Source organism: Legionella taurinensis (assembly GCF_900452865.1).
GTDB lineage: Bacteria > Pseudomonadota > Gammaproteobacteria > Legionellales > Legionellaceae > Legionella_C > Legionella_C taurinensis.
On sequence record NZ_UGOZ01000001.1, the window covers coordinates 2,226,304 to 2,238,874 of the forward strand.

Below are 12,571 nucleotides of genomic sequence, written 5' to 3' on the forward strand. Positions count from 1 at the left end.
GCCTTTTGTTTGTGACTATCAGCTTAATGTAATGCTTAAAAAAAACCAACAATTGTGCCCATCCTCAGGTAATAATGCGTCAGGATTTGCTAATCCTGCACCATCTCAGGCAACGTCATCCTTAAAACCACTTCTTTACTTTAGCCTGTATGCCCTTGTATTTCTGCTCATTCGCCTGTTCCTGCGCGGACACACGCTTGAAATAGATGAAGCCGAGCAGTTCGTCATGGCACGCGAGCTGGCCTTCGGTTACCCATTCCAGCCGCCATTGTATACCTGGCTGCAATACGCTGTGTTTCAATTGCTAGGTCCTCATTTGTTCAGTTTAGCGCTTTTGAAGTATGCGTTGCTCCTCGGTTGCCTTTGCAGCTATTTTAAACTTTGCCGTTATTACTGCCCGAATCCTGCCTTAGCCTGGTCTGCTCTCTGCGCCTGGACGCTGATTAGTGTCATTAGTCTCGATTTGATTAAGGACAACACCCATTCCATACTGGCCTTACTGCTGGCCTGCCTGACCTGGCTTTGGTTCTTTACCGTACGAAAAAACGGCATCGTCTGGTACGCTGTGTTAGGCCTTCTCGCCGGCGCAGGGTGTTTATCCAAATTTAATTACCTATTATTCCTGACCGCCTTAATCACCACCGCGTTAACCTTGCCGGACAAACGGCGCCAATTGCTTGACTGGCGAACCGGGATCACCGTCATGCTCCTTTTGGCGATTCTTTCACCCTATGTGCTGTGGCTCTGGCAGCATCATGAACTGGGTTTGCAAAGCAGTTATAAATTGGCGCCTGCAGAAAAATCGATTGGACACGGCATTTATAAATACCTACTGTCCCTGGTTCTGTTTCTTGGACCTCTTTTTCTCTTTTCCAGTTTATTTTTCTCCGTCCCGAAAAAAATTCATCTTAAGGCAGACGCAATAACAAGGCCGCTTTTTTATCATGTGGCCTTAAGCCTCGTGTTGGTTTCAGCGGTCGTACTGCTCTGTGGTTTTAAAGACTTTCAGGCCCGTTGGCTAATCCCCATGCTCTTTCTAAGTCCTTTGCTCTTTTTTAGTCTTCTGAATCAGCAACAATCCTGGGAAAAACAAGCGAAACGGTTCATTGTTTTCTGCCTGATAGGTCAACTGCTGATTATTGCGGCGGTGGTCAGCCGTGCTCAATCGGGGCATCAGTCAAAACGTGAGCATGCGTTTGCGCAACTAGCCCAGGCGATAGTGACTCATTGCTCCACACCGGATTATTTCTACGCAGAAAACCATTTGCTGCTGGGCACGATGTCCTGGCAATTTCCGAAGGCACGCATTGAATTGAAAAAAGGCAATGAAAAACCGCTTTCCTACACGGGAGGCAAGGGTGTCTTGCTCTGGGGGCCGGAAGCCCCCCCTTTCTGGATTAACCATTTTAAGGCAGACGCGTTCATGGGAGAAATTATCAACAGCATGAATGCGACTGAGGACGAGCCCTTCGCCCACTTCATCTGCCTCAAGGGATAATGAGTTATCCCTTGACTGCGTTGCTTTTTAACATACGGGAAGAACGCTCACGGTAGATCAGGAACAAATTGCGTGCGTAAATGAATACCCCTGTGGATTGACCAAGAATAAACACCGGATCTTGTTTATAAATGGCATAAAAAAGCAGGGTTATCCCGCCCAACAGGCTTAAATGCCAGAAAGCCACCGGAATCACGCTTCGCTTCTCTTTTTCACTGACTAACCACTGAATAATAAACCGGGCAGAAAAAATACCCTGCCCGATCAACCCAATGATCAACCACACCATGCCGTTATTCATTAATAATCTCCGGTGCACAGGGACGTTTAAGCAACCAGCGGACACCAATTAAATCATGGATACCGACAAACAAACGGTTCATCACCCCGTATTTCGAGACACCATGCCAACGCGGACGATGATTGACCGGCATGTTGATCAATTTGTATCCCGCGCGTTTAAACAAGGCCGGCAGGAAGCGATGCAGGTGGTTAAAATGCGGCAGACTTAAAAAAGCATCACGGGGGAAAATTTTCAGGCTGCAACCGGTATCCGGGCATTCGTCGTTAAGCAGACGTCGGCGAACGCCATTCCCTACCTTGGAGGAAATTCGACGCAACCGGTTATCATCGCGGCGGGCGCGATTACCCAGAATGACCGTGCGATTGTCTTTGATGCAGGCAATCAGCCGGGGAATATCCGCTGGATCATTCTGACCGTCCCCATCCAGCGTGGCGATGAGATTAAAACGGGCTGCCCGTATCCCGCTGACCAATGCGGCACTTTGCCCCGCATTCTGTTTATGGGCAACGACCTGCAGCTTCGGCGAAGTCTTCGCCTTGCTTTTCAAACAGCGTAAGGTGCGATCGGTACTGCCATCATCAACAAAAACCACTTCAAAATTAAATTGTTCATCCGGTAAGGCTCTGACAATCTCATTGTAGAGGATTTCAACATTATCCTCCTCATTGTAAACCGGAATCACAACTGACAGATTGATACGATTATCCATTCTTTACTCCAAACTGCCGCATCGAGCGCTCTAATTTATCATTGTTATCCTGCAAGGCAGGCGATAACCAGGATTTCTTTCGAAAGACATAATAAACAAACCCAACTTCCAGCAATGTCAAATAGCTGGCCACCAGCACATCACTGATGTAATGATGCACCAGCAGGATGCGTGAAAAAGCCACCATCAAGCCAGTTAAGATGAATGCCAGCCAGTGCCTTGGGAACAGAATACTCAAGGCTAGCGCCACACTCATGATGGTTGTGGTATGACCGGAGGGAAACGACATGAAATGCGCATCAAACTGCCAGCCATAAAACCCATACAAGTTTTCATTCAGCCACATTTTAGGCCGCGCACGTCCCAACAGCACTTTCAACGCACCGCAGATGGAACTGGCAAAGAGGGTGTTGGCTAACATAAACCAAGCACGAATCTGCCAAACCGGATTTATCACCACATAACGGAAAAAAACCCCGGCCATGAAAAAGAGAGTCAAATAAACAGCCCCCAGGCCCGCATGAGTAAACCACACCAGCGGCGGAAACTGCCTGCTTAAATGAGCCAGCCATAAAAAATGGGCCACCGGCTTATCCACGTAACGATAACAAACCACAACCAGGAACGCATAAAGCAACATGACCCAGGGTTTTGTCATCACTTTAAATAAACGCTCAAATGGCATCTTAACCCTCCCCTTTGTCTGAATGCCCAACCAATAACAACTCAACCCAGCGGCCTTTGCTGTAGTTATAGCCCCGCACAGTTGCCACTCTTTTTATAGCGCCATCGTCAGGCCAGGTTTGATAAGTCCCTGCCTCAACGAGGGCCAGATGGACCTGGTTCTTTTTTAAACGTTCCTGCGCCGTCAAGCTGTCAGAAAAACGTACAAGTCCGGTATTTAAGTTAAACACCAGGCTCGGTTCATCAAACCCGGCAACAATAAGCGGTTTTTCCGTACTAAGCAATTCCTGGGGTATGTTTTTTGCCACCGCGTCGGTAATCCAAAGCGGCTTTAATTGCGGCAACAACTGGGAAAAAATGAGCGGGTAGCTGGTCGCTGCCACCAGGACCAAAGACACCAGCGTACGCTGATAATGGCCACGTCGGGCAAAATACACTGCCAAAGCACAGAGGGTAAACCCCATACTCACTAATAGCCAGCTCACCAGCGGCATCGTCAGATTCAGCAAGCGGGGAATCATCGCCACAGCCACGAGCAGGCATCCAGACATCAGTAACCAACCCCCTTGCAGCCATCTGAGCCACTTCCCGGGCGCTTTAAGCAGCCCCGCCTGTTCAATGGCAAGGGCGGCTAACAAAGCAATGGCCGGAAAGGTCGGTAACACGTACTGAGGGAGCTTAGTCGGCATCAATTCGAAAAAAACCCAGGTGGGGATAATCCAGCACAACAAAAAACGCACCACCGACGTATGACGTTGACGTAGAGCGTAATCACCCGCCTGCCACAAAAAGAGCGAGGCCGGCCAAAAGGTCAGCGGCAACAGAGCAAGATGAAACAGCGGCGGTTGGCCATGCGATTCATGACCGCCCTGTAACTTGGGCAGCAAATCCTTATTGAGCATCTGCATCAGGTAATTGCTGTGTTCCGCCTGATTCAACATCCACAGCCAGGCTAAGCTTAAACCACTAAACAGCAGCAATCCAGGCACAATTTTTAGCGCCTTTAGCCAGGCGACACGACGTTCAGTCACACAGAGGGCCGTGACGGTTAACACCCCGACTAAGGGGGTTACCCCCTTGAGCACTAACCCATACGCCATGGCCAGCCAGAACAGGGCGGGCCAGACAGGTGAAATCCTGCGATGGCTATGCACACCATCATAAATAATCCACAAGGCTCCCTGCATCAGTAAAATCGAGGAGAGCAACGAGGCATCAATCACGGCCATGTGCGCCTCGACTGTCAGCAACAGCGAGGAAGCCAGTAATGCCGCCGCCATCCCGGCGGTTTGAAAACTGACAAAGCGACTGGCAAAAGCAAACGTCAGTAATACCGACAACAAAGCCCCTAAAAAAGAAGGAAGACGGTAAGGCCAGATGCCTGCACTGTCGCCATGGCCAGTGAGTTTAAGGCTGGCTGCCTGTAGCCAGTTAATGCCGGGCGGTTTTTGAAAGCGGGTGCGTTCCTGAAAACGGACTTGAAAATAATTATTGGTTTGCAGCATCTGCCGGGTCGCCTGAGCAAAGTGGGCTTCATCCCTGTCAATCACTGGCAGTTTGGCAATGCCTGGTAAAAAAACAAGCAGCGAAAAACCCAGCAACACCCAGTAATACACACTCCGTGGCCAACTCATTCGATACGACATCCCTAGGCAAAGCCAACATAATATAGGAGCATGTTAAGAAATACTATACTAAGCAGCAGCAGAGATAGTACTTGAGTACCCTGGCAAGTGCCCGTAAAATCGAGACCGAATTATGACTCCTGGTGAATAACCTATGCCTGAATTGACAACCATTCAACAAATCGCCGTCTGGATTATTCCCGTGCTGTTTGCCATCACCCTGCATGAAGCCGCTCACGCCCTGGTCGCCGATAAATTAGGCGACAGCACGGCCAGAATGCTTGGGCGGGTCAGCTTTAATCCGCTGCGCCATATCGATTTAATCGGTACCATCCTCATTCCCATTCTGGTTCTGGTTTTAAGCCAGTTTAATTTTGTTTTCGGTTGGGCCAAGCCCGTGCCTATCAATGCCAGCCATTTTCGCCGCCCCCGCCGGGACATGGCTTTGGCGACCGCCGCAGGCCCCCTTGCCAATTTACTGATGGCCCTCTTTTGGGCTGGATGTTTTAAATTATCTTCCCTCTTTCATCCGGAATCCATGGTCGGGCTGTTCTTCCTGCTGGTATCCCGGGCCGGCATATTGATTAACCTCCTGCTTGCCTTTTTTAACCTGTTACCCATTCCCCCACTTGATGGAGGGCGTGTGGCTATCAGCCTGCTGCCCTACAAGGCCGCCATTCAGTTACAAAAACTGGAGCCATTCGGTTTTTTTATTTTATTAGCCTTGATGATGCTTGGCGCACTGGGTTGGATTATTAATCCGCTCATTCACGCGGCGTTAAGTGTCTTAGCCTATGTGTTTCGTCTATGATCCCTATTCTTGCTGACGCCTCGCTGCCGGATTTGCAAACCGTCTTCCCAGCGCCATTTTGCTTAACTTTTTATCAGCATGCCGAGCAAATTCCGTCGCTGTTACCGGGAAAAGCCATTCTTTTATGCCGTTCGACTTTAAAAGTCGATGCCGCGTTGCTGCATCAGCATACCCTTGAGTATGTCGCCACGGCCAGCAGCGGTACGGATCATCTCGATGAAGCCTTTCTGACCGGCCACGGCATCACCTTAGTCGATGCCAAAGGGTGTAATGCGCCGGCAGTTGCAGACTACGTCATGGCGTCTTTAGCCTGGCTTGAACTGAATCATCCATTGCCTGGTAGACAGGCGGGCATCATCGGTTGCGGTGAAGTGGGCCTGCGGGTGGCCGATCGGTTACAGGCAGTGCAATGGGATGTTCATCATTATGATCCGCCCAAAGCAGAAAAGGATCCCACGTTTCGCAGCTGCAGCCTTGACGAGTTGGCTGCCTGTGATTTGATTTGCGTGCATGCCAACCTGCACGATGCCCTTCCCTACCCCAGTCGAAACAGCCTTAACGCCGCTTTTTTAAGCCGGCTTAAACCGGGTACGGTGATCATCAATGCGTCACGAGGAGGGATAATCAATGAAACCGATCTGCTCGCCTTCCCTCACCTTGGCTATTGCACGGATGTCTATCTCAATGAGCCGGCTGTGAACGCCGCCATTCTCTCAAGAGCGCTGCTGTGCACGCCGCACATCGCAGGTCACAGCATCGAAGCGAAACAACGTGCGGTCACGTTACTGAGCGATAAACTGCATGAATACTATGGTTTAAAGCCGCTTCATCACCCCTCAGCCGCCAGGCAAGCTTTGCCCGTCGCGGCTGATCGTGATTCCTGGCCTTCTCTGCTGCTGTCGCTTTATGATCCGGTTAGTGAAACCAACGCCATGAAAGAAGCCGGCGATAAGCAGCGTGCCTTCCTTACCTTACGCAAGGCCCATAGCTTTCGCCATGACTTCAGCACCTACAGCAGCGCCATAAGCAATCCGGTGTTAATGACGCTTCTTGGCGCAGATTAAGTCAATAACCCGCGGATGATTTCCTGATCAGAAAAATGGTGGCAAACCTGACCAATCTGCTGGTAAGTCTCATGACCTTTCCCCGCAACCAACACGATGTCATCCTTGTCGGCGAGGCTGACTGCTTTTGCGATCGCTTCCTCCCGGCTGACAATTTTATACAGCGAAGGGTGGGAGGAAATGCCCTTTTCAATTTCGTGGATGATGGCTTCCGGATTTTCGGTACGGGGGTTGTCGCTGGTAATGATGGCAATGTCAGCATACTGGCTGGCAATTCGACCCATCATCGGCCGTTTGGTTTTATCGCGATCACCGCCGCAGCCAAAAACCACCAGCATTTTGCCTTTTTTTACCTTTTCAAGTGTCGCCAGCACATTTTCCAGCGCATCAGGGGTATGGGCATAGTCAACAATCACACAGGGTTTCTGCGCCACCACCTCCATGCGCCCGGGAGCCGGTTGCAATTGTGCCATTACCGCAACCACCGCTTCATGGGGATAACCAGCCGCCAGAAGGCTTGAAAATACGGCCAAGGCGTTATAAATATTAAAAAAGCCAAGCGCGTTAATCTTAAGCTGGTACTCTCCCCAGGGGGATGACACGTCGATGCGGGTGCCTGAAAGGCTGACGTCCCAATTCAGGGCACGAATATCCGCACTTTCATAAATACCATAGGTCAACAAACGACAGGGCGGCTGAATGGCGTCTACCATCTGTTGTGCGTAAGCGTCATCCCCATTGACAATGGCCCATTGTAAATTGGATTTTTTAAACAAAGCGGCTTTGGCAGCGGCATAAGCCTCCATGGTGAGGTGGTAATCCAGGTGATCGTGGGTCAGATTGGTAAAAATGGCCTGATTAAAATGAATGCAGTCGACCCGTTGTTGCGCCAGGGCATGAGAGGAAACTTCCATGCACACCTGCATTATTTTTCGCTGCTGGTAGTGGGCAAACATGGATTGCAGGGCCAGTGCATCCGGGGTGGTATTGGCCAGCGGCTGCAATTGAGACGCTTCACCCTGCCCCAGGGTGCCAATGTAAGCAGCCTTTGTACCTAACAGGGAATGGGCCTGAGCCAACTGGTAAGCAATGGTGGTTTTTCCGTTGGTTCCGGTGATGCCGGTGACATTCATTTTGCTGCTCGGATCCGCATAAAATCGGCTGGCAATCGCCGCCAGATGACGGGCAAGTTTGGGAAGCGGCGCACCGATAAAGGAGGAAGGCGGGCAATCGCTCAAAGGCCAGTCACCCGGTTCATAAACCACCGCGGCCGCACCGCCTGCCAACGCCTGAGGAATAAATAAACGCCCATCGACGGCTGTACCGGGATAGGCGATGAACAAATCACCCGGTTGCACTTTACGGCTGTCATTACAAAGGCCGGTGATGTCGCAGTCGTGGCTGACAGTAGTCCAATGTTTTAAAAGGTCAGACAATTTCATAATCACCTCACGGTGTGGTTTTATCAGGAGGTATGTCTAAAATCCGCAAAGCGCCCGACATGACCTGGGCAAACAACGGCGCCGCAACGGCTGCCCCGTAATAACCGTTACGGGTCGGTTCATGAATCACAACGACAACAACAAGCCTGGGGGAGGACACAGGAGCAATGCCCGCAAAGCTGGCGATGTGGCGGTTGGACTCATAGCCGTTTTTACCGGCAACCCGGGCCGTACCGGTTTTACCGGCAACGCGGTAACCAGGAATTCTGGCAGCCCTTCCCGTCCCCTCATTGCCCAACACGGCCTCCATCATCGCCAGAACCTGATCGGCTGTCTTAGTGTCAAGGACTTGCTCGCCAATTTCAGTTGTGTCATTGTGCAATAAAGTCACTGGATGAAGTTTACCGTGATTGGCGAAAATTAAATAGGCTTTGGCCAACTGCAGCGCAGTCACCGAAATATTGTAACCAAATCCCAGGGTGGCCAGCACAAAGGGGTTGGCATCCTTGACTTTGACCACGGCACCGTCGCTTTCACCCGGATAACCGCTTTCTGTTCGTTGTCCAAAACCGCTTCGCTGCAGCAGGCCGATCAGTTGTTCCGGCGGGCTTTGCAAAATCATTTTGGTCACGCCGACATTACTTGAATGCTGCAGCACACCGGTGACATCGAGCACCCCGTAATTGTGAACATCCCGCACCGTATGGCCATGAACAATCATCCAGCTTGGACGGGTATCAATGATGGTTTCAGGCGTGAACTGACCGCTGCCCAGCGCACTGGCGATACTGAACGGTTTCATTAAGGAACCCGGCTCAAAGACGTCGGTAATCGCCTTATTACGGTAACTCTCGCGCGTGTAGCGGCCACGTACATTGGGATTAAACGAGGGCGCGTTGGCGGCCGCCAGAATTTCCCCCGTCTGTGAATCAAGCACCACCACCGAACCTGATTTGGCGGCAAATTTTTCCAGGGTATTCTGCAATTCATGATAAGCCAGGTACTGGATGCGGCGATCGATGCTTAACACCAAATCATGACCAGGTCTAGGCTCCTTGATAACACCCAGCTCCTCAATGATATGGCCGGTACGATCTTTCAATACCCTTTTTTTACCCGGAATTCCCATCAACCAATCCTGATAAGCCAACTCCAGGCCTTCAATGCCCACATCATCGATATTGGTAAACCCCAGCAATTGGGCTGTGCTGTCTGTCTCCGGGTAGTAACGCTTGAATTCCTGCTGGAAATTCAGACCCGGGATCTTTAACTGTTCAATGTCCTTCGCTAATGCCGGTTGAAGTTGCCGTTTCAGGTAGAGGAATTCCCTTGATTTCGCCCGTTGAATTTGGGCCACCATGTTTTTGGGGGGCATGTCCAGTAATTTGGCCAGCGCAAACAGCTGCTTTTTATCAGGAGAAAATTCTTTGGGGTTTACCCATAAGGACTTAACCGGAGTACTGACTGCGAGAGGCGTCCCCTGACGATCGACGATCATGCCGCGGTAGGCGGGAATATCCACCGTCCTTAAACTTCGGGCATCCCCTTGCCCTTTGAGAAACTGGCGGTGAAGGATGGTTAAGTCCGTTATGCGCCAAAGCAGGGCCGCGAGCAACGCGATAAAAAAAACAGAGACGACAATTAAACGCGCTTTATGCCCTTTGCTAGTCATTGTTGCTGTAATACATAGGTGTCTTTATCGGACGGTAATCTCATTTGCAATTTCTCCGTGGCCAACTGCTCTACACGCGCAGGGGTAGCCAGGCTCGCCTGTTCCAGCAGCAATTGCCCCCATTGCAACTGCAATTGGTGGCTTTGTTGCTCCAATTGCTGCAAATGGCTGAAGCTTAATCGATGTTCATTGGTCGTGTAAATAACCGCCAACGAACTGACCAGGACCGCAAAGAGTAACGACAAGATCAAACACCATTGTTTTGACAGGCGCATTTCCAGTAATTGTCCACTAAATAAGTTGCTTTGATTAATTGCTCTTGCTGCGGCATTCATGCTGTTTTCTCTCCTATTCTAAGGACCGCACTCCGGGCTCTGGCATTTTGTCTTATTTCCGCTTCGCCGGGCTTAATGGCTTTACCGATGCGCTTAAAACAACTGCCCATTTCGCTTGCTCGCACAGGTACGCCCGGCGGCGGGCGAATACCTTGCTCTTTATCACGCATAAATTGTTTAACTATCCTGTCTTCCAGCGAATGAAAGCTGATAATGACTAAACGGCCGCCTACCGTTAATGTCGCCATGACCTGGTTAAGGCAGGCGGACAAATCGGTTAATTCCTGATTGATGTAAATGCGTATGGCCTGAAATACCCGAGTTGCGGGGTGCTTGTGTTTTTCCCACTTGGGGTTTGCCTGTTTCACAATCTCAGCCAGGGTTTGGGTGGTGACAATCGGGTTTTGTTGTCTTGCCTCTACAATCGCGCGGGCAATGCGGCCTGAAAAACGCTCTTCACCGTATTCACGGAATACCCGCACCAGATCTTTTTCATCCGCTTTATTGATGAACTCCGCGGCACTCAGGGCCTGCGTCGAGTCCATGCGCATATCGAGAGGCCCCTGCTGCATAAAACTGAAACCGCGCTCGGGTTCATCCAGTTGCGGGGAAGAAACCCCCAAATCCAGTAAAATGCCGTCAATTTTGCCCGTCACCTGGGCTTCTTCTGCAAACCGCGGTAAATCGGCAAAGGATCCATGAAAAAGCGTAAACCGCGGATCCTGACTGAAATGGTCCCTGGCATAGGCTATCGCTGCGGGGTCCTTATCGATGGCAATCAAGCGGCCTGCGGGTGAAAGGTGTTGCAGAATAGCGCGCGCATGACCGCCGCGACCGAAGGTGCCGTCGACATAAATGCCGTCAGCCTTGATCGCCAAGCCTTGGATTGCCTCCTGTAACAACACGGATTGATGGGCCATTTTCTGCTTCCGTTATAAAGAAAAGTTCTTCATTTCGTCAGGGAGACCCCCTTCGCCGTCACCTTCCTCTTCCAACCATTGTTCGCGTTTACTCTGCCACAACATCTCATTCCACACTTCAAATTTATTACCCTGCCCAATCATTACCACCTTTTTATCGAGCTGCGCGTAATCACGCAGTAAAGGCGGCAACAGCACCCGGCCATTGCTATCGAGCTCAACATCCGTCGCATGACCAATCAGCAACCGTTGAATACGTCGTGCTGCGGCATTAAAACTGGGCAAACTTTGTAATTTATCTTCAATAATTTGCCATTGCGCGGCCGGATAAAGCAGTAAACAGGTTTCTTCGGTATCAATGGTGACGACCAAAGCCGATTTGCCATCCGCACTCAGCGCGTCACGATAACGCGTTGGGATGGCAAGGCGACCTTTTCCGTCAACTGTAATGGCATTGATTCCGCGAAACATGATTTTCTCTTATGAGGGAGGATAAGCTCCCCCACAAATCTCCACTTTTTTATTATTTTATACCACTTTTATACACTATAGAAACACATTTTCCCAATCGTCAACCTTTTTATGCCACTTCAATGGCAAAAAAAGCCCATCGCACGCAGATGGGATGCGAATGGGTTTTTATTTGATACTCTTTGATTTAAAAGAATACAACCGAGAGCGATGATCCCAGGGCCTGGCTAAAGCAGTACCGGGGACATGCAAAACAACTCAATGATTCATTAAGGCAGCCAGTCGAATGCCCTGTAACACCAGATCGGGCGACAACACATCGTAAATGCCCTGTTTATCAAAAAGGGACGCAAAACCGCCAGTAGCAATCACCAAAACCTCCTGATTGACAAAGGTTTCTTCTTTAATGCGATGAATCAGTTCGCGGCAGGCGCCCAGGGCGCCATAGAAAATACCTGATTGAATGCTTTCGATGGTGGAGCGCCCGACCACCTGGTCGGTTTTGACAATTTCAACCGCCGGGAGCTTGGCGGTATTGTTAGACAAGGCATCGACAGACAAACGCACTCCCGGCAGGATGGCACCGCCGAGATAAGCTTTCTGCGAGGTGATGACGCAAAAGGTCGTCGCCGTGCCAAAATCAATGACTATGCTGTTTTTACCCGGATAGGCATGGGTCGCGGCAATGGCATTGGCGATTCGGTCGGCACCAACTTCCACCGGGTTGCGGTATTTAATATTCAAACCGGTTTTAACTCCTGCTTGCAGGAAAAAGGGATCCACCGCGAAGTATTTTACACAGGCTGAGCGCAGGGAGTAGTCAAGCTGGGGAACCACGGAACAAATGGCAATTTCACTGATGGCTTCGGGTGAACACTGATTCTCCCGCAGCACACTCTTTAAAAAAATGCCCAATTCATCGGAGGTACTGACTTTCGATGTGTGGCGGAAGCGCAGCCGAATGTCATCGCCGGCAAAAACACCGCCATAAATATGGGAATTACCCACATCGATGCATAACATCATAGAGAACGCC

The 12,571-nt window shown here is 50.4% G+C and carries 13 protein-coding genes; 3 read left to right on the plus strand and 10 right to left on the minus strand.

Features of this window, described 5'->3' with window-relative positions; translation table 11 throughout:
* Window positions 1-31 precede the first annotated feature (31 nt).
* Window positions 32-1,498, plus strand: coding sequence for an ArnT family glycosyltransferase (locus tag DYE45_RS10185; protein ID WP_160160723.1), 1,467 nt, complete (start codon window positions 32-34; stop codon window positions 1,496-1,498).
* 4 nt (window positions 1,499-1,502) lie between these two features.
* Here DYE45_RS10185 and DYE45_RS10190 read toward each other — a convergent pair whose 3' ends face one another.
* From DYE45_RS10190 to DYE45_RS10205, 4 genes are read right to left on the minus strand one after another with little or no spacing between them, the layout of a single operon-like run.
* Window positions 1,503-1,799 carry a lipid-A-disaccharide synthase N-terminal domain-containing protein gene (locus DYE45_RS10190; RefSeq protein WP_108290275.1) on the minus strand — a complete coding sequence of 99 codons (297 nt, stop codon included), beginning with the start codon at window positions 1,797-1,799 and terminating at the stop codon, window positions 1,503-1,505.
* The gene (locus DYE45_RS10195; RefSeq protein WP_108290277.1) at window positions 1,792-2,511 is read right to left on the minus strand and encodes a glycosyltransferase family 2 protein; all 720 of its coding nucleotides are present in this window, start codon (window positions 2,509-2,511) and stop codon (window positions 1,792-1,794) included. The genes DYE45_RS10190 and DYE45_RS10195 overlap by 8 nt, the downstream gene beginning before the upstream one ends.
* Window positions 2,504-3,196: a phosphatase PAP2 family protein gene (locus tag DYE45_RS10200; protein WP_108290279.1), complete on the minus strand. Its 693-nt coding sequence runs from the start codon at window positions 3,194-3,196 to the stop codon at window positions 2,504-2,506. The genes DYE45_RS10195 and DYE45_RS10200 overlap by 8 nt, the downstream gene beginning before the upstream one ends.
* A gap of 1 nt (window position 3,197) precedes the next feature.
* Window positions 3,198-4,829 (minus strand): ArnT family glycosyltransferase, encoded by a 1,632-nt coding sequence (locus DYE45_RS10205; RefSeq protein ID WP_160160724.1) that lies wholly within the window; start codon window positions 4,827-4,829, stop codon window positions 3,198-3,200.
* A gap of 145 nt (window positions 4,830-4,974) precedes the next feature.
* On the opposite strand from DYE45_RS10205, the gene DYE45_RS10210 reads away from it, so the two are divergent.
* Together DYE45_RS10210 and DYE45_RS10215 are read left to right on the plus strand one after the other, a co-directional pair.
* Window positions 4,975-5,631 carry a site-2 protease family protein gene (locus tag DYE45_RS10210; RefSeq protein WP_108290283.1) on the plus strand — a complete coding sequence of 219 codons (657 nt, stop codon included), beginning with the start codon at window positions 4,975-4,977 and terminating at the stop codon, window positions 5,629-5,631.
* Window positions 5,631-6,695 carry a 4-phosphoerythronate dehydrogenase gene (locus tag DYE45_RS10215; protein ID WP_108290735.1) on the plus strand — a complete coding sequence of 355 codons (1,065 nt, stop codon included), beginning with the start codon at window positions 5,631-5,633 and terminating at the stop codon, window positions 6,693-6,695. The genes DYE45_RS10210 and DYE45_RS10215 overlap by 1 nt, the downstream gene beginning before the upstream one ends.
* Here DYE45_RS10215 and DYE45_RS10220 read toward each other — a convergent pair.
* The 6 genes from DYE45_RS10220 to DYE45_RS10245 form a co-directional block, all read right to left on the minus strand.
* A complete protein-coding gene (locus tag DYE45_RS10220; protein WP_108290285.1) occupies window positions 6,692-8,137 on the minus strand; it encodes a UDP-N-acetylmuramoyl-L-alanyl-D-glutamate--2,6-diaminopimelate ligase in 1,446 nt (481 codons plus the stop codon). The genes DYE45_RS10215 and DYE45_RS10220 overlap by 4 nt on opposite strands.
* 7 nt (window positions 8,138-8,144) lie before the next feature.
* Entirely contained in the window at window positions 8,145-9,809 is a 1,665-nt protein-coding gene (locus tag DYE45_RS10225) for a peptidoglycan D,D-transpeptidase FtsI family protein (protein WP_108290287.1), read from the minus strand.
* Window positions 9,806-10,144 (minus strand): cell division protein FtsL, encoded by a 339-nt coding sequence (gene ftsL / locus DYE45_RS10230; protein ID WP_108290289.1) that lies wholly within the window; start codon window positions 10,142-10,144, stop codon window positions 9,806-9,808. The genes DYE45_RS10225 and ftsL overlap by 4 nt, the downstream gene beginning before the upstream one ends.
* Entirely contained in the window at window positions 10,141-11,064 is a 924-nt protein-coding gene (rsmH, locus tag DYE45_RS10235; protein WP_108290291.1) for a 16S rRNA (cytosine(1402)-N(4))-methyltransferase RsmH, read from the minus strand. The genes ftsL and rsmH overlap by 4 nt, the downstream gene beginning before the upstream one ends.
* A gap of 12 nt (window positions 11,065-11,076) precedes the next feature.
* Window positions 11,077-11,535 (minus strand): division/cell wall cluster transcriptional repressor MraZ, encoded by a 459-nt coding sequence (mraZ, locus tag DYE45_RS10240; RefSeq protein ID WP_058527233.1) that lies wholly within the window; start codon window positions 11,533-11,535, stop codon window positions 11,077-11,079.
* Between the two features lie 258 nt (window positions 11,536-11,793).
* A complete protein-coding gene (locus DYE45_RS10245; RefSeq protein ID WP_108290293.1) occupies window positions 11,794-12,561 on the minus strand; it encodes a type III pantothenate kinase in 768 nt (255 codons plus the stop codon).
* Between the last annotated feature and the right edge of the window lie 10 nt (window positions 12,562-12,571).

Bases quoted from the DNA above. Each gene is read 5' to 3' on its own strand.
- DYE45_RS10185 (WP_160160723.1), top strand. From the start codon at position 32: ATGCTTAAAAAAAACCAACAATTGTGCCCATCCTCAGGTAATAATGCG.
- DYE45_RS10190 (WP_108290275.1), bottom strand. From the start codon at position 1,799: ATGAATAACGGCATGGTGTGGTTGATCATTGGGTTGATCGGGCAGGGT.
- DYE45_RS10195 (WP_108290277.1), bottom strand. From the start codon at position 2,511: ATGGATAATCGTATCAATCTGTCAGTTGTGATTCCGGTTTACAATGAG.
- DYE45_RS10200 (WP_108290279.1), bottom strand. From the start codon at position 3,196: ATGCCATTTGAGCGTTTATTTAAAGTGATGACAAAACCCTGGGTCATG.
- DYE45_RS10205 (WP_160160724.1), bottom strand. From the start codon at position 4,829: ATGAGTTGGCCACGGAGTGTGTATTACTGGGTGTTGCTGGGTTTTTCG.
- DYE45_RS10210 (WP_108290283.1), top strand. From the start codon at position 4,975: ATGCCTGAATTGACAACCATTCAACAAATCGCCGTCTGGATTATTCCC.
- DYE45_RS10220 (WP_108290285.1), bottom strand. From the start codon at position 8,137: ATGAAATTGTCTGACCTTTTAAAACATTGGACTACTGTCAGCCACGAC.
- DYE45_RS10225 (WP_108290287.1), bottom strand. From the start codon at position 9,809: ATGACTAGCAAAGGGCATAAAGCGCGTTTAATTGTCGTCTCTGTTTTT.
- ftsL (WP_108290289.1), bottom strand. From the start codon at position 10,144: ATGAATGCCGCAGCAAGAGCAATTAATCAAAGCAACTTATTTAGTGGA.
- rsmH (WP_108290291.1), bottom strand. From the start codon at position 11,064: ATGGCCCATCAATCCGTGTTGTTACAGGAGGCAATCCAAGGCTTGGCG.
- mraZ (WP_058527233.1), bottom strand. From the start codon at position 11,535: ATGTTTCGCGGAATCAATGCCATTACAGTTGACGGAAAAGGTCGCCTT.
- DYE45_RS10245 (WP_108290293.1), bottom strand. From the start codon at position 12,561: ATGATGTTATGCATCGATGTGGGTAATTCCCATATTTATGGCGGTGTT.